Raw genomic sequence first — 16,045 nt, 5'->3', positions numbered from 1 at the left:
CAAGGCATTCCGGCCACCCCGGCAAGCTTCGCGAACATGGGCGTGGCGCTGTTCGATTTCTTCGACGTGACCCCCACCGCGCTCTGGCTCGAAGACTATAGCCAGTTGCGCGCGCTGTTCGACCGCTGGCGCGCCGAAGGCGTCGCCGACCTGCGCCGCTTCCTGCTCGACGACCCGCGCCGCGTCGCCGAGTGTTCCGCGTGCATCCGCGTGCTGCGCGTGAACCAGCAGACGCTCGCGCTGTACGGCGCGAAGAGCTTCGACGAACTGTCCGCGCATCTCGGCGACGTGCTGCGCGACGACATGTTCGATGCGCACGTCGAGGAACTGGAACAGATGTGGTCCGGGCAGACGTCGTTTCGCAGCAAGAGCGTGAACTACACGCTCGACGGCCGGCGCATGGACATCCTGCTGAAGGGCGTGATCCTGCCGGGCCACGAGGCGCAGTGGGACCGCGTGCTGGTCGCGATCGACGACATCACGCCGCTGGAGGACGCGCGCCGCCGTGCGCACGCGAGCGAGCAATATGCGCGCGGGCTGTTCGAGCATGCGCCGGTGTCGCTGTGGATCGAGAACTTCTCGACCATCAAGGAACTGCTCGAAGAACTGCGGATGCAGGGCATCGTCGATTTCCGCACGTTCACCGACGTGCATCCGGAATTCGTCGAACGCTGCATGAGCGAGATCGACGTGCTGGACGTGAACCACTACACGCTCGACATGTTCCGCGCGCCGGACAAACCCACGCTGCTCGGCCGCCTGCCCGACGTGTTCCGCGACAACATGCGCGGGCATTTCCGCGAACAGTTGCTCGACCTGTGGGACGGCCGGCTGTTCCAGCAGCGCGAGGTCGTCAACTACGCGCTCGACGGCAACGAACTGAACGTGCATATGCAGTTCTCGGTGTTCCCCGGCCATGAGGAGAAGTGGGACCTCGTGCTGCTCGCGCTCACCGACATCACCGCGCGCAAGAAGGCCGAGGCGTACCTCGAATATCTCGGCAAGCACGACGTGCTGACGAAGCTGAAGAACCGCTCGTTCTACGTCGACGAGTTGAACCGCCTCGCGCGCAAGGGGCCGTTTCCGGTCAGCGCGATCATCGCGGACCTCGACCAGTTGAAGCAGGTGAACGACCAGCTCGGCCATGCGGCTGGCGACGCGCTGCTGCGACGCGCGGGCGAAGTCCTCGCGAAGGCGACGCAGAAGCCGCACCAGACCGCGCGCATCGGCGGCGACGAGTTCGTGGTGCTGATGCCCGGCTCCGACGAGCGCGACGCGGAGATCGTGATCGACAGCATCGCGAAGCTGACCGAACTGAACAACCAGTTCTACTCCGGTCCCACGCTCAGCTTCTCGCTCGGTTATGCGACCTGCCGCGAAGGCAGCCGCATCGAAGAGATGCTGCGCGAAGCAGACGCGGCGATGTACGAAGCGAAGCGCCGCCGCAACGAGCACGGCGACAGTTCGGCGGCGACGGCTGTGCGTTGAGTCGTGGGGTCGGGTGCGGTGTAGCCGGTTTTTCGCCGGCGCGCCGCGCGCGTTCGCGATCGCTTCGGCCGCGACAGCATGCATGCGCCGTGCTGCCGGTCCTGTTTCTGTCCTTCTCCAGACACGAGCCGTTCGTCTCCATACGGCGGCATACTCGCGCCGGGAGTCGCGGTGCGCGCAGCCCCTCCATCGCCCCGCCGACAAATCTTCGTTGAATTTCATAGACGATCGGTCTAAAATCCGCCGCATGGAAACGCCGATCGTCAAACCTCGCCGCGGCCGCCCGCCCGGACCGTCCCGCGACTATACGGACGCCCGCGACACGCTGCTCCGCTCCGGCATGGAACTGCTGACCGAACAGGGCTTCACGGCCACCGGTCTCGACACGATGCTCAAACGCGTGAACGTGCCGAAGGGCTCGTTCTATCACTACTTCGCGAACAAGGAGACGTTCGGCCGCGAGGTGATCGACGCCTACGACGCGTACTTCTGCGCGAAACTCGACCGCTGGCTGCACGACGACAGCCGCGCGCCGCTGACGCGTCTGCGCGATTTCGTCGACGACGCGAAGGCCGGGATGGCGCGCCACGCATACACGCGCGGCTGCCTCGTCGGCAATCTCGGTCAGGAACTGGGCGCGCTGCCCGCCGACTATCGCGAGCGGCTCGCGCGCGTGCTGCAAGGCTGGCAGGATCGCGTCGCCGACTGCCTGCGCGCCGCGCAGCATCACGGCGAACTGTCGAAGCGCGCGGACTGCGGCACGCTCGCCGCATTCTTCTGGATCGGCTGGGAAGGCGCGGTGCTGCGCGCGCGGCTGACCGCGAGCGCGGCGCCGCTCGATATCTTCTTCGAAGGCTTTCTTGCGGGGCTGCCGCGCTGACCGGCGCGGCCGGCCGCCCCGCGTTCATTCGCATCTGTCGCAACGGAGTCGACCATGTTCAATGCCATTCTGATCGAGAAGGATAACGAAGTGTCTCGCGCGCGGCTCGCGTCGCTCGACGAGTCGCAATTGCCGGAAGGCGACGTGCTCGTGAACGTCGAATACAGCACGCTCAACTACAAGGACGGCCTCGCGATCACCGGCAAGGGTCCGGTGGTTCGCCGTTTTCCGATGGTGCCGGGCATCGACTTCGCGGGCACCGTCGCCGCGAGTTCGCATCCGGGTTACGCGGCCGGCGACCGCGTGGTGCTGAACGGCTGGGGCGTCGGCGAAGCGCATTGGGGCGGCCTCGCGCAGAAGGCGCGCGTCAGCGGCGACTGGCTGATCCCGCTGCCGGACGGCCTCACGCCGAAACAGACGATGGCAGTCGGGACCGCCGGTTATACCGCGATGCTGTGCATCCTCGCGCTCGAACGCCACGGGCTGAAGCCCGCGAGCGGCGACGTGCTGGTGACCGGCGCGAACGGCGGCGTCGGCAGCTTCGCGATCGCGCTGCTCGCGAAGCGCGGTTATCGCGTGGTCGCATCGACCGGGCGGCCGCAGGAGTCCGCCTACCTGACCGGCCTCGGCGCTGCTGAAATCGTAGATCGGCATACGCTGTCCGAGCCCGGCAAGCCATTGCAGAAGGAACGCTGGGCCGCCGCGATCGACTCGGTCGGCAGCCATACGCTCGCGAATGTGTGTGCAGGCATTCGCGCGGACGGCGCAGTTGCCGCGTGCGGCCTCGCGCAAGGGATGGATTTGCCGGCAACCGTTGCGCCGTTCATCCTGCGCGGCGTGAGCCTGCTCGGCGTCAACAGCGTGACGCGGCCGATCGCGGAGCGCAACGTCGCGTGGCAGCGGCTCGCGCAGGAACTCGATCATCAGCGGCTCGATGCGATGACGCGCGAAATCGGACTCGGCGAGGCGATCGACGCGGCGAGTGAACTGCTGCAAGGGCAGGTGCGTGGGCGGCTTGTCGTCGATGTGAATCGTTGATGATGGGCGCGGGGCGGTTGCTGCGCTTCGCCCCGCTTCTCATCGCTTCTCCCCGCTTCTCATCGTAGACGTGGTATGCCCCGCGTTCTGCCGGGCATGGTTGTTTTTGCGCGATGGAGCGTTGTCGGGTGTGTCGTGCGGGGTTGACCGTTAGTTGCGAACACTTCTACGCCCGGATCGTCCGCGAAGGCACCACGTCCGTCACCGTGAACGTCGAGGTATTCGCGCAGCGGATGGGGCTCAACGAGGTGATCGTGAAGGTCACGGAAGCGACGCTGACGTTCGTCGCGACGGGTGAGGATCGCGCGCCGCGCAAGCTGCCGGCAACGGGAGTCGCGCAGCCCGCATAGGCGTTGCGCGCCGCGAGCCCGCCGCCGGGAAGCGGGCCTCGCGTTTCCGCTCCGCGCCGCGTCCTGCACTCAGAACTTGTGGCGAATCCCGACGATGGCCGCCGTCTGCACGCGCGAACTGGACGGCGTCAGCGCATTGATCGCCGCCACCGCGTCCGCCCCGGTCGAATCGATGCCCGACGCGCGCTGGAACAGCCCCACGAGATACAGGTCCGTCGTCTTCGACAGGAAATAGTTGCTGCCGACGTTCACCTGGTTGTACGACGCGGCCGAAGTCGAATCGCTCGACGCGCCATGCGTATAGGTCCACGCGACGCCGACCTGCCATTCCGGCCTCACGAGCCACGCCGCGCTCAGTTCCGCGACGTTGAACGTCGCATGGCCGCTCAGCCCTCGCGGGTTGAGCCCCGCGCCGGCCGTCGCGCCGAGATCGAGAAACTTGACGTTGCTGTAGACCGCGCCCAGCGTCACGTCGCCGATCTGATACGCGCCGCCCGCCGCCAGCACCTGCCACGTTCCGGCCGACGCATAACCGCTGTAGACCGGGCTCGTCATGTTCGACGCGTTGGCCGACGCCGGCGAACTGGCGTTCGGATTCACGCCCCACACCGCATAGTTCGGATTCTGCGCGCGCTCGAACGCGACGCCCGCGCTCAGCGGCCCGCGATCGTATCGCGCGCCGATGCCGTACAACTGGTTCTGCCTGAAATTGCCCGCGATGCCGCCGAACGTGTACATGCCGCCGACGACGAGGCCGTTGAGGGAATTGCTGGTGTACTTGACCGAGTTGTTGATGTGGAACGTGTTGTCGAGATTGTCGAGGTCGCCAGGGTGCGCGCCCGGAATGCTGCCCCACTCGCCGGCCTTCACGTGAGACTCCGTATTCGCCGACTCGAAGCCGCCGACGAAATCGCCAACCGGGTCATTCAGCCGGCCGATCGTCACCGTGCCGTACGGGCTCGTCACGCCGACGAACGCCCTGCGCCCGAACTCGGCGCCCCCTTGTCCCAATGCGCCGGTATCGACGTTGAAGCCGTTTTCCAGTTGAAAGACCGCGCCGAAGCCGTCGCCCAGGTCCTCGTAACCGCGCAAACCCCAACGGTCTCCCTGCAGGTTGCTCGTGCTGACCGAATACTGGCGCGCGCCATGCGCGTTGGACACGTATGCAAGGCCGTTGTCCAGCAGACCATAGAGCGTCACCGAACTCTGCGCATGCGCGCAAAGCGACACGGGAAAAACCAGCAGCGTGCAGATCGTCTTTTTGTTCATCTTTTCCATCTCCTTTATTTTTTTACTGCCCGTCATACGGGCTACGGACGAGCAGGATCCCGCCGTCGCATCGGGCGACGAGCGCAAACAACGAAAGGGGATACCTGCTGAAGCGTCTGTACTGAACAGACGCGAAAGTTAAGGGCGTGGCCCCGGTTGAATGTCGAAGACCTTGATCGTCATCGATATGAACGTGTAATAACCGACGATGCCGGTCAGGTCGATCAGGCCGTCGCGGCCCAGTCCTTCCAGCACGCGGCGGAACAGCGGTTCGGTTACGTCGCGCCCGACCGACAGCGCGGTCACGAAGTCATAGACCAGTTGCTCGTCCTCGCGCTCGAAGCGCGGCGTTTCCTTGCGCCCGATCGCATCGACGACTTCCGGCGCGACGCCGGCCGCGAGCGCGAGCGGCTTGTGCGCGGACCATTCGTAGCCGGCGTCCCACAGGCTGCCGAGCGTGATGATCGCCAGTTCGGACAGCCGCGCGTCCAGCGACGAACCGTACCGGCAATACGCGCCGAGTTCCTGGGCTGGAGCCGCCAGGCCCGGCCGATGCAGCCAGATCGCGAGCGGGCCGCGCACGCCGCCTCGCGGGCCGCTGCTGATCGAGTCGTAGAGCCTGCGTTGCTCGTCGGACATCCGTTCCGGCGTCACCGGATCGATTCTGCTCATCGTTCTGTGTCTCCGTCTGCCGCTTCGCCCGATCCGAGATAGCGGGCGAGCAGCGCATTGATGGTTTCCGGCCGGTCGACCGGCGGCAGGTGGCCGGCCTCCGGAATGACGTCGTAGGTCGAACCCGGCGTCGCGGCGTGCATGTCGAGCATCGTCGCGGGCAGCGCGCCGTCGCAGGCCCCGACGACGAAATGCACCGGCAACGCGAAGCGCGGACAGTCGCCGCTGAAGTCGTAAGCCTGCATCGCCATCGCGCAATACGCGTAGCCGTCCACGGACGTGGCCCGGATCATCGCCTCCACGGCGGCGATCCGGCTCGCAGCATCGCGCAATGACTGCGCGGGAAACCAGCGCGCGACCGTCGCGGCCGCGAGCGGCGTCATGCCGGCCGTGCGCGCGGCGGCGATGCGGGTCTCCCACGCTTCGCGCGCGCCGGCCGGCGCCTTCCATTGACCGTCGCACGCAACGACACGGACTACGCGCTGCGGAAAGCGGGCCGCGACCCGCAGCACCGTCACCGCCCCCATCGACACGCCGACGAGCGTCGCCCGATCGATCGAAACGGCATCGCAGATATCCACCACGTCTTCCGCGAGACGGTCGAACGTCACGTCCGGCGTGACCGCGCTGCCGCCGTGCCCGCGCTGGTCGTAGCGCAGGATCGAAAAGCGGTCCTCCAGCGCGCGCACCTGTTCGTCCCACATCGACAGATTCGTCGCGTGCGAATTGCTGAACAGCACCCAGGGCGCGCCCGGCACGCCGTCGATCCGGCAGCGGATCGTCGCGCCGTCGCCGCACCGCACGTCGAACGGCGCACCGCGCCGCCAGTCCGTCCGCTGTCTTTGCATCTCATGCGCCATCGCTGTATTCGCTCCCGGCCCGCACGTACGGGACATAACGGTTCATCAAATGCACCCGCTCCGCTTCCAGCACGCGCGTGGCAGTGGCACGCGCCCGCTCGTCTTTCGCGGGCGATGCCGCGCCGATCAACGCCCACGCATGCAGCGCGCCGCGCGACGGCGCAACGAAGGCGCGAAAGGATTCGGCGGCCGCCGATTCCGCCAGCGAGTCCCGCAGCACCGATGCCACGCGACGGGCGGCGGCATCGTCGTCCGCCGACCAGCCGACGAGCGTCAGGAACGACAGCGCGTCGGAGCCCGCCCGAGGCGCATCGTGAGGCCCGATCGCGCTCGCGACGATGCGCCTGCGGCCCGTGGTCTTCGGCAACACGCGTTTGCTCCACGGCGTCCCGTTGCGTCCCGACACGGCCAGATACGCCGGACTGCGCAGCGCGGCCGGCGACGTCAGCTCGTACAGCGCGAGCCATTTCGGCCAGCCGTCCACGCACACCCAGCGGCTCGCCGAGACGAAGCCGGGCAGCGCCGCGCGCTGCGGGAAATGCTCGGTGTCGTACCAGTCGTTGAACTCGTCCTCCAGCGCCGCCGGCGGCTCCATCATCACCATCAGCAGGCCGGGTGAAGCGTCGGCCAAACCGGCCATCGGCGCATCGGGGCCGTGAGCGCTCATCGCGAACTCTCCGCGAGCGCGGCCGGGTCGGCCGCCGCGCCCGACGCGCCATTGCCCTCCACCGCATCCAGCCGCGCGCCGCGCGTTTCGGGCAGCAGCATCAGCGCGAAAACGGAGAGCGCATAACCCACGAGGCAGAAGAATCCGATCGACTGGCTCAGCGTGAAATACGCCGACACCACGCCGACCGCCGTCACCGCCAGCGCGCCCACCGACTTGCCCATGTTGTACGAGAACGCCATGCAGGTCGTGCGGATCTCGGTCGGAAAGAGTTCGGTCAGATAGGGGCCGACCGCCGCGAACATGCCGTTGACGAAGAAGCCGACCGGGAATCCCATCAGCGCGAGCAGCGTCGGGTTCAGCGGCACGAGCGTGTAGCAGACGGTCAGGATCCATGCGGCGACGCTGGATAGCAGCAGCGTCGGGCGACGCCCGATGCGGTCGCACAGCCATGCGTGGCCGAGAAAACCGACGAACGCGCCGCCGGTCATGATGAGCATCGTCACGACGATCTGCTGCGGCGCCAGATGCCGGACCTGCACCAGCAGCGTCGGCAGCCAGTTGATGATGGCGTAGCTGCTCGACTGGAAGCCGACCACCAGCAGGCTCGCGAGCACCGTGCGGCGCAGCACGTCCTTGCGGAAGATCGACATGAAGGTCGCTTTCTCCGCCGACGACGCCGTCTTGACGCGGCGCCGGAATATCTCGGGTTCCTCCAGCTTGCGGCTCACCAGCAGCGCGATAACGGCCGGCAGCACCGTGAACCACAGCGCGACCCGCCAGCTCAGCGCCTGCGGAAACCACGCGAGGATCGCCGTCGTGACCACCGACGCCAGTCCCCAGCCGATCGAGAACCCGCTCTGCACGAGGCCGACCGCGCGCCCACGATGCTCCGGCCGGATCACTTCGGCCATCAGGGTCGCGCCGACCGCCCACTCGCCGCCGAAACCGAGCCCCTGGAAGATGCGCACGACCAGCAGTTGCCCGAACTGATGCGTGAAACCCGCGACGATACTGAACAGCGTGAACCACGCGACCGTGAAGATCAGCACCCGCACCCGGCCGAGCCGGTCGCTCAACACGCCGGCAATCCAGCCGCCGATCGCCGACGCCAGCAGCGCCGCCGTCCCCAGCATCCCCGCCTGCCCCTTGTCGATGTGCCACACCGCCATCAGCGCCGGCACGAGGAAGCTGAACACCTGGGCGTCGAACGTGTCCAGCGTCCAGCCGGCAAAACACGCCCAGAAAGTCCTTCTCTCCTGTGCGGTACCGGTCCGGTACCACGAAAACATCGAGGTTTTTTTCACTTAAGTCTCCTTAGTTTTATCTGTGTTCCTGCACGGATTCGGACTGGAATGCCCTATCCGCGAATCGGCCGCACCGCGCGGGCCGCCGTCGACAGCGTCGTCATGACCTCACGCCTCCAGCTTGCGTTGCACCTGACCCGCGAAGGTCCGGATCAGCGTCGCGACCTCCAGCGGCGCCTGAACCTGCATGATGTGCCCGCAATCGAGCACCTCCAGCCGGCCCCCGGCCACCGCCGCCGCGACACTCTTCACCTGTTCCGGCGGCCGCAGCATGTCGAGCCGGCCTGCCGCGACGACGGCCGGACAGTCGACCGACGCCAGCAGATCCAGCGCCGGCGACGACGCCAGCGCCGCGTTCGCCAGTCCGTAACTGACCGGATCGTTGCTCAGGAAGCGGGCGCGATACTCGTGATAGGCCGCCGGCGACCGCACGGCCAGCGGCGGATACGAGCGCTCCAGCGACCGCTCGACCACCGCGCGCATGCCGGCGCGCGCGGCGTCGTTCGCGCGTTCGAGCAGATAGCCGCGCCGCGCCGGATCGACGCCGAGCGCCGGCGCGCAGAGGATCAGCCCTTCGCAGTCGGCGGGCCGGCTCGCCGCATAGATCACCGCGATCGCCGCGCCGGCCGCCACGCCGCCGACGAAACACGGGCCGCTGATGCCCGCCGCCGCGCGCACGGCCTCCAGGTCGTCGACGTGCGCGCGCATGTCGTACGGGGCCACCGTCTTTTCCGATAGTCCGCTGCCGCGTTGGTCCCAGCGCACGATCGTGAAGTCGTCGCCCAGTTCCGCGACGACGGCATCCCAGCTTCGCAGGCTGCCGCCGAGTTCGTGCGCCAGCAGCAGCGGACGGTCGCCCGACCCCGCCACCTCGTAGCGGATGCTCACGCCCGAAGCGTTACACCATGGCATAGGCGTCTCCGTTCAGCGGCGCGCCGCGCGCGGGAACGCGCGGCGTCGCATTCATCGATTGCGCGTTCATGCGGCCTCCTTCAGAAAAGCCGCCGCCCGTTCGCCGATCATGATGCACGCGGCGTTCGTATTGCCCGACACGATCGTCGGCATGATCGACGCATCCGCGATCATCAGCCGGCCGACTCCGCGGACACGCAGCCGTTCGTCCACCACCGCGTCCGCGTCGCTGCCCATCCGGCACGTTCCTGCCGGGTGGAACACCGAACCGGCGGTCGCCCGCACGTAGGCGAGCAGGTCCTCGTCGCTGTCCACGTTGACGCCGGGCCGCTCCTCCCGCTCCAGTTCCGCGCTGAGCGGACCCGCCCCGGCGATGCGCCGGCCGATCCGCAGCCCTTCGACCAGCGTGCGCCGGTCGGTCTCCGACGCGAGGAACTCCGGCGCGATCGCGGGCGCGACCGCCGCGTCGGGCGCGGTCACGCGCACGGTGCCGCGGCTCTCGGGACGAAGCTGGCACGCCGAGATGGTCATGCCGGAAAACTCGTCGAGCCCCTTGCGCAGATCCGCGCTGCTGAACGTCATCACGTGGAACTGCACGTCGGGCCGCCCGGACGACAACGCAGTCCGCACGAATCCGCCCGCCTGGCCGGCCGCGATCGTCAGCGGACCGCGACGCCGCAGCAGGTACGCGAGCCCCATCGCGACCTTGCCGGTCAGATGCCGCGCGCGATCGTTCAGCGTCACCGGATGGGCGCAGCGATAGACCAGTTTCGCCTGCAGATGGTCCTGCAGGTTCGCGCCGACGCCGGGCAACGCGTGCTTCACGTCGATGCCCGCGGCCTGAAGCCAGTCGGGCCGGCCGATGCCGGAACGCTGCAACAGCGACGGTGTGTTGATCGCGCCGGCCGCCAGCACCACGCAGCGCCGCGCGACGGCCTTGCGCCGCACGCCGCCGACGCGCCACGTGACGCCCCGCGCGACCAGTCCATCCAGGTCGATCGTCTCGACCATCGCGCCGGTCACGAGCGACACGTTCGGACGGCGCTCGGCCCGCCGCAGGAACGCGACAGCCGTGCTCATCCGGCGGCCGTCGCGGGCGGTGACCTGGTAGTAGCCAAGCCCCTCCTGGTCGCCGCGATTGAAGTCGTCCGTCGCCCGATAACCGGCGACGCGGCCGCTTTCGACGAACGCCTCGCACAACGCATGCCGCTCGACCTGGTCGGACACCGGGAGCGGTCCGCCGCTGCCGTGAAACGCGTCGCCGCCGTGCTGCTGGTCTTCCGAGCGGCGATAGAACGGCAGCACGTCGCTCCAGCTCCAGCCGCGGTTGCCGAGCCGCGCCCAGTCGTCGTAGTCCTGCTGCTGGCCGCGCACGTAAAGCAGGCCGTTGATCGAACTCGATCCGCCGAGCACGCGGCCGCACGGCATGTAGAGCCGCCGCTGGCCGAGTTCGGGCGACGGCTCCATGTCGAAGCACCAGTTCACGCGCGCGTCGAACAGCGTCTTTGCGTAGCCGATCGGCACGTGGATCCACGGATTGGAGTCGCGCCCGCCCGCTTCGAGCACGAGCACGCTCGCCGCGCCGTCCTCGCTCAGGCGATCGGCGAGCACGCACCCCGCCGAGCCCGCGCCGACGACGATGTAATCGTATGTCTCCTCCATCGACGGCTGGCTTACGCCCCTCCCAGTTCGGACTGGCGCCCGCCGATGCGAATCTCGCTGATGAGCTTCGTGGTGAGATACGACTCCATCCCTTCGATGCCGCCTTCGCTGCCGAAGCCGCTGTCCTTGATGCCGCCGAACGGCGTTTCCGGCGACGTGAGCAGCGCGCCGTTCACCGACAGCATGCCCGCCTCGATGCGCTCGGACAGCGCCGCGGTCGTTTCGAGCGAGCGCGTGAACGCATACGACGCGAGGCCGAACGGCAGCCGGTTCGAACGCGCGACCACTTCGTCGAAGGTCTTGAAGCGGGCCACCGGCACCACCGGGCCGAACGGCTCTTCGTTCATGATCGCCGCGTCCTCGGGCACGTCGACCAGCACCGTCGGCTCGTAGAAATAACCGTTGCCCGGCGGACGCTTGCCGCCCGCGACGACACGCGCGCCGCGCGACACCGCGTCGGCGACGAGACGCTCCATCGCCTGCACGCGGCGCGCGTTCGCGAGCGGTCCCATCTGCGTATCCGGCGACAGGCCGTCGCCGACGCGCAGCGACGACGCAATGGCGGCGAACCGCTCGACGAACGCGTCGTGAATGCTTTCGTGAATGTAGAAGCGGGTCGGCGAAATGCAGACCTGGCCGGCATTGCGGAACTTCACGGCCGCCGACACGTCGGCCACCCACACCGGATCGACGTCGCCGAACGCGATCAGCGGCGCGTGGCCGCCCAGTTCCATCGTGCAGCGTTTCATGTGCTCGGCCGCCAGCGCGGCGAGCTTCTTGCCGACCGGCACCGAGCCGGTGAACGACACCTTGCGGATGCCGGGCGCGGGGATCAGGAAGCTGGAGATGTCGGCCGGCACGCCGAACACGAGATTCAGCGCACCGCGCGGCACGCCCGCGTCCTCGAAGCAGCGCACGGCCTCCATGCACGACGCGGGCGTTTCTTCCGGCGCCTTGATGGTGATCGTGCAGCCCGTCGCGAGCGCGCCGGCGATCTTGCGGATCATCTGGCTGACCGGAAAATTCCACGGCGAGAACGCGGCGACCGGGCCGACCGGCTCGCGCACCACCAGCTGACGCACGTTCGGCGCGCGCCCCGGCACGATGCGGCCGTACAGCCGGCGGCTTTCGTCCGCGCACCAGTCGATGTGCTCGGGCGCGAACAGCAGTTCGGCGCGGGCCTCCGCGAGCGGCTTGCCCTGCTCCAGCGTCATCAGCTTCGCGATGCTGTCCGCGCGCTCGCGCAGCAGGTCGCCCGCCTTGCGCAGCACCTTCACGCGATCGTTCGCGGGCACGTGGCGCCATTGCCCGAATGCGCGCACGGACGCATCCACCGCGCGCTGAAGATCCGCTTTGGACGCGTGAGGCACCTGGCCGATCACGTCGCCGGTCGCCGGATTGAACACGTCGCTCGCGACGCCTTCGCTACCCTGGCACCACTCCCCGTCGATATACAGCGCTGTTTGATGGTACATCTTCAATCGTCCCTCCAAATGTCCCTGACCGGGTAGATGCGGAAGCCGCCGCGTAGCGCCGGCATGCCCGCCTGAGGACGCGTCCGGGTACGGCAATGAGCCGTCCGCAGTACGCGCCAGCCAATGCCATGCGGCATCGTCGAGTGCGTCAAGCTTATTGAGTTTCGTCTGGTTTGACAAAAACCATTTAGCTATGGGAAGGTATGCCGGTTCAGCATACCTCGATAATCGCCCATGTCAGTCGAACTCCGCGAGCTTCGCTCGTTCATTCACGTGGCCCGGGTCGGCAGTTTCAGCCGGGCCGCCGCCGAACTGTTCATCGCGCAGCCCGCGCTCAGCCGGCAGATCAGGAAGCTGGAAGAGGACCTCGGCACGCCGCTGCTGATCCGGCACGGACGCGGCGTGCGGTTGACGGCGGCCGGCGCGACGCTGCTCGAACGGGCCGAAGTCATCACGCACTACGTCGAGCAGACCGAAGCGCAGATCCGGGCCAACACGCACGAGGCGGTGACGCGGCTCGCGATCGGCGTGCCGCCGACGCTCGGGCTGCTGATCGCCCCGGACGTGCTCGCGCGCTACCGGCAGGCATTTCCGGGCGCGGAGATTTCCATGCGCGAGGGCGTCAGCAGTTCATTGCAGGAATGGCTGCTCGACCGCCGCGTCGATCTGGTGCTGGTCCACAACCAGATGCCGCTCGAAGGCGTGCACGTGCAGCCGGTGTTCAGCGAATCGATGGTGATCGCCGGGCCGCACGGCGAGCAGTCGCCGTTCACGATCAAGGACCTCGCGTGGCTGCCGCTCATCATGCCGGCGCTGCCGCACAGCAACCGCCGGCTCGTCGACGTGGCCGCCGCGCAGGCCGGCGTGTCGCCGAACGTGGTGCTGGAAGTCGACAGCGTGCCGATCACGAAGGAACTCGTGCGCCAGGGGGCCGGTTATACGATCCTCGCGTATTCGGCCATCCACGACGACCTGAAGAACCAGCGGCTGTCCGCGCATCCGATCCGGCGGCCGCAGATCCGCTCGACCGTGTCGATCGTGACCCGCAGCGAGCACCGGACCGCGCGGCACGTGCAGGCGCTGAAGGACATCGTCGTGAAAACGCTTCACGGGCTGCTGAAAGCGCGCGAATGGAAGGGCGAGTCGCAATGGCTGCTCAACGAATAGCAGACGCGTAATCCGCCAGTAAGCGGCGCGTAACGCGGCCGCAGCGACGCGTCGTTGTCCTGAGCCCGCGCAAGACGAGCGCGTCACAACGCGTCACCACGGCGCTCAAGCCACATCCGCCGTCGGCTTCCGCGTCCGCCGCCCTGCCGCTTTCATCTCGGCAATCGTTTCGTCGTGCTGTTCGCGCAGCACCTCGACGAACGCGGACGCCAGCCGCTCGCGCGGCCGATGCGGCGGAAACAGCAGATAGGTCGGAAACAGCACCGCCGGCGAGAACGGCCGGATCGCGATGTCCGGCCCGGCGAAATCGCGCGCGACGATCGGATGCGCGAGCGTCACGCCCATCCCGCACCGGACCATCTCGCAACAGATCGCCGTGTATTGCGCCTCGATCGCCAGCACCCGCTCGACGCCCGCGCGCTGGAACACCTCGTCCATCTGCACGCGCGTGCCGTCGCCGTGGCATAACGAGATGAACGACTCGCCCGCAAGATCCGCCGGCTTGATGACGGCCTTCTTCGCCAGCCGGTGCGCGGCCGGCAGCACGCAGACCGCCGCCACCTTCGACAGCAGTTCCACTTCGCAGTCCGATGCCTCGCTGATGTACACGGCCACGCCGAGGTCGCAGAACTGCGACGCCGTCCAGTGGTTCACGGTGCCCGACGTGTTGACGTGCAGCGACACGGTCACGCCCGGATAAAGACGCTGAAAGCGGTTGATCGCGTGCGGCACGAGCGTGAGCCCCGCCGACGGCATCGCCGCGATGCGCAGCCGCCCGCTGCCGAGATTGCGGATCTGCGCGGCGGCGTTCGCCAGTCCCTGAAGACCGACGTACGCGCGCTCGACCTCGCGGAAGAACGCGGTGCCGTCGCTCGTCGGCACCAGCCGCACGCCGAGGCGCTGGAACAGCTTGAGCCCGGTCTCGCGTTCGAGCTGGGCGATCAGGCGGCTGACGTTCGGCTGCGACGTGAACAGCGCGCGGGCGGCGGCCGTCATCGACCCCGCCACCATCACCGCGCGAAACGCTTCGACATGCTTGAGGTTCATTCGGGTCCTCCTGGGTCTAACCCTAACCCATATCATCCATGCATGGATCGGTATTTTATTCGTATTGGACGATATGAACGGCGAGCGCGAGACTGCGATGCATCGGCAAGCCTCCCCCCTTGCCGACACCCCCAATCGATTGGAGATCGCCGTCATGATGCAAGCGTTGTGTCGCCGTTCACGCGTCAAACCCTCCGCTGCGCTCGGCGTGCTCGCGCTCGCCGCCGCCAGCACGTTCGCCCACGCCGAAACCACGCTGTACGTCGCCAACGTCGGCGGCTCCAACGAGCAGCTGTACCGCCAGAAAATCATCCCGCCGTTCGAGAAGGCGCACGACGTGAAAGTGGTCTACGTCGCGGGCAATTCGAGCGACACGCTCGCGAAGCTTCAGGCGCAGAAGGGTCATCAGCAGATCAACGTCGCGGTGATGGACGACGGTCCGATGTACCAGGCGATGCAGCTCGGGCTGTGCGCGAAGGTCGACGACGCGCCGGTCATGAAGGACCTGTACCCGCTCGCGCGCCTCGGCCCGACGGCGGTCGGCGTCGGCATGGTCGCGACCGGCATCGGCTATAACGAGGACGCGTTCAAGAAGCTCGGCCTGCCCGCGCCCGATTCGTGGAAGGCGCTGTCCGACGCGCGCCTGAAAGGCAAGCTCGGCGTGCCGCCGATCACCAACACTTACGGCCTGCATACGCTCGTGATGCTCGCGCGCCTGAACGGCGGCGGCGAGAAGAACATCGACCCCGGCTTCACCGCGATGACGAAGCAGGTCGGTCCGAACGTGCTGTCGTGGGCGCCGACGCCCGGCGAAATGGACGGGCTGATGCAGGCGGGCGACGTGATCCTCGCGCCGTACGGCAGCGGCCGCGCGGTCGCGTTGCAGAACACCGGCTTCCCGCTGAAGTTCATCTACCCGAAGGAAGGCGGCGTCGCGCTCCAGGTGGCCGCCTGCTCGCTGGCCGAGAACGCGCAACCGCAACTGTCGCAACAGTTCGTCCAGTATCTGCTGAGCCCGGACGTGCAGGTAATGCAGGCGCAGGCGATCGGCCTCGGCCCGGTCAACCGGACGGTCAAGCTCGCGCCCGACGTCGCGGCGCGCGTGCCGTACGGCCCGGACCAGATCGCGAAGCTGACCGCGATGGACTGGACGACGATCAACCAGCATCGCACCGAATGGACGGAACGCTGGAACCGTTCGGTCGAACGCTGACCCGCATCCGGCACCCGTTGCGCGCACCGCGCGCCTTT

The 16,045-nt window shown here is 67.8% G+C and carries 14 protein-coding genes and 1 pseudogene; 6 read left to right on the top strand and 9 right to left on the bottom strand.

Annotation, left to right across the window (positions count from 1 at the left end; genetic code table 11):
* The first annotated feature begins 36 nt into the window (after positions 1 to 36).
* The 4 genes and pseudogenes from BLV92_RS28385 to BLV92_RS28370 all read left to right on the top strand — a co-directional run.
* Entirely contained in the window at positions 37 to 1,488 is a 1,452-nt protein-coding gene (locus BLV92_RS28385; protein WP_090552105.1) for a diguanylate cyclase domain-containing protein, read from the top strand.
* Positions 1,489 to 1,735: 247 nt separating this feature from the next.
* Positions 1,736 to 2,368 carry an acrylate utilization transcriptional regulator AcuR gene (gene acuR, locus BLV92_RS28380; protein WP_090552102.1) on the top strand — a complete coding sequence of 211 codons (633 nt, stop codon included), beginning with the start codon at positions 1,736 to 1,738 and terminating at the stop codon, positions 2,366 to 2,368.
* A 54-nt stretch (positions 2,369 to 2,422) separates the two neighbouring features.
* Positions 2,423 to 3,406, top strand: a complete 984-nt coding sequence (acuI, locus tag BLV92_RS28375) for an acrylyl-CoA reductase (NADPH) (protein ID WP_090552099.1) — start codon at positions 2,423 to 2,425, stop codon at positions 3,404 to 3,406.
* A 164-nt stretch (positions 3,407 to 3,570) separates the two neighbouring features.
* A pseudogene (locus BLV92_RS28370) lies at positions 3,571 to 3,756 on the top strand (acyl-CoA thioesterase); the annotation flags it as partial.
* A 69-nt stretch (positions 3,757 to 3,825) separates the two neighbouring features.
* On the opposite strand, the gene BLV92_RS28365 reads toward BLV92_RS28370, so the two are convergent.
* The 8 genes from BLV92_RS28365 to BLV92_RS28330 form a co-directional block, all read right to left on the bottom strand.
* The gene (locus BLV92_RS28365) at positions 3,826 to 5,025 is read right to left on the bottom strand and encodes a porin (protein WP_090553123.1); all 1,200 of its coding nucleotides are present in this window, start codon (positions 5,023 to 5,025) and stop codon (positions 3,826 to 3,828) included.
* 138 nt (positions 5,026 to 5,163) lie between these two features.
* Entirely contained in the window at positions 5,164 to 5,697 is a 534-nt protein-coding gene (locus tag BLV92_RS28360; protein ID WP_090552096.1) for a carboxymuconolactone decarboxylase family protein, read from the bottom strand.
* On the bottom strand, positions 5,694 to 6,545 hold the full coding sequence (locus tag BLV92_RS28355; protein WP_167627157.1) for an alpha/beta fold hydrolase: 852 nt from the start codon (positions 6,543 to 6,545) through the stop codon (positions 5,694 to 5,696). The genes BLV92_RS28360 and BLV92_RS28355 overlap by 4 nt, the downstream gene beginning before the upstream one ends.
* 1 nt (position 6,546) lies before the next feature.
* Positions 6,547 to 7,224: a DUF4286 family protein gene (locus tag BLV92_RS28350; protein ID WP_143040748.1), complete on the bottom strand. Its 678-nt coding sequence runs from the start codon at positions 7,222 to 7,224 to the stop codon at positions 6,547 to 6,549.
* Complete coding sequence (locus BLV92_RS28345) at positions 7,221 to 8,531, bottom strand: MFS transporter (protein ID WP_208325494.1); 1,311 nt, start codon at positions 8,529 to 8,531, stop codon at positions 7,221 to 7,223. The genes BLV92_RS28350 and BLV92_RS28345 overlap by 4 nt, the downstream gene beginning before the upstream one ends.
* A 108-nt stretch (positions 8,532 to 8,639) precedes the next feature.
* Positions 8,640 to 9,443, bottom strand: coding sequence for an alpha/beta fold hydrolase (locus tag BLV92_RS28340; RefSeq protein ID WP_090552088.1), 804 nt, complete (start codon positions 9,441 to 9,443; stop codon positions 8,640 to 8,642).
* A gap of 66 nt (positions 9,444 to 9,509) precedes the next feature.
* Entirely contained in the window at positions 9,510 to 11,105 is a 1,596-nt protein-coding gene (locus BLV92_RS28335) for a GMC family oxidoreductase (RefSeq protein WP_090552086.1), read from the bottom strand.
* 11 nt (positions 11,106 to 11,116) lie between these two features.
* Entirely contained in the window at positions 11,117 to 12,580 is a 1,464-nt protein-coding gene (locus tag BLV92_RS28330; RefSeq protein WP_090552084.1) for an NAD-dependent succinate-semialdehyde dehydrogenase, read from the bottom strand.
* Positions 12,581 to 12,814: 234 nt separating this feature from the next.
* Between BLV92_RS28330 and BLV92_RS28325 the strand changes: the two genes are divergently transcribed.
* On the top strand, positions 12,815 to 13,747 hold the full coding sequence (locus BLV92_RS28325; protein ID WP_090552082.1) for a LysR family transcriptional regulator: 933 nt from the start codon (positions 12,815 to 12,817) through the stop codon (positions 13,745 to 13,747).
* 105 nt (positions 13,748 to 13,852) lie between these two features.
* Here the strand turns inward: BLV92_RS28325 and BLV92_RS28320 are convergent, their stop codons facing one another.
* Positions 13,853 to 14,794, bottom strand: a complete 942-nt coding sequence (locus BLV92_RS28320; RefSeq protein WP_090552080.1) for a LysR substrate-binding domain-containing protein — start codon at positions 14,792 to 14,794, stop codon at positions 13,853 to 13,855.
* Between the two features lie 154 nt (positions 14,795 to 14,948).
* Here BLV92_RS28320 and BLV92_RS28315 point away from each other — a divergent pair, with 154 nt between their 5' ends.
* Positions 14,949 to 16,007: an ABC transporter substrate-binding protein gene (locus BLV92_RS28315; protein WP_090552078.1), complete on the top strand. Its 1,059-nt coding sequence runs from the start codon at positions 14,949 to 14,951 to the stop codon at positions 16,005 to 16,007.
* Positions 16,008 to 16,045 lie beyond the last annotated feature (38 nt).

Source organism: Paraburkholderia caballeronis, from assembly GCF_900104845.1.
GTDB lineage: Bacteria > Pseudomonadota > Gammaproteobacteria > Burkholderiales > Burkholderiaceae > Paraburkholderia > Paraburkholderia caballeronis.
This window is presented reverse-complemented; position numbering and strand designations above follow the sequence as displayed.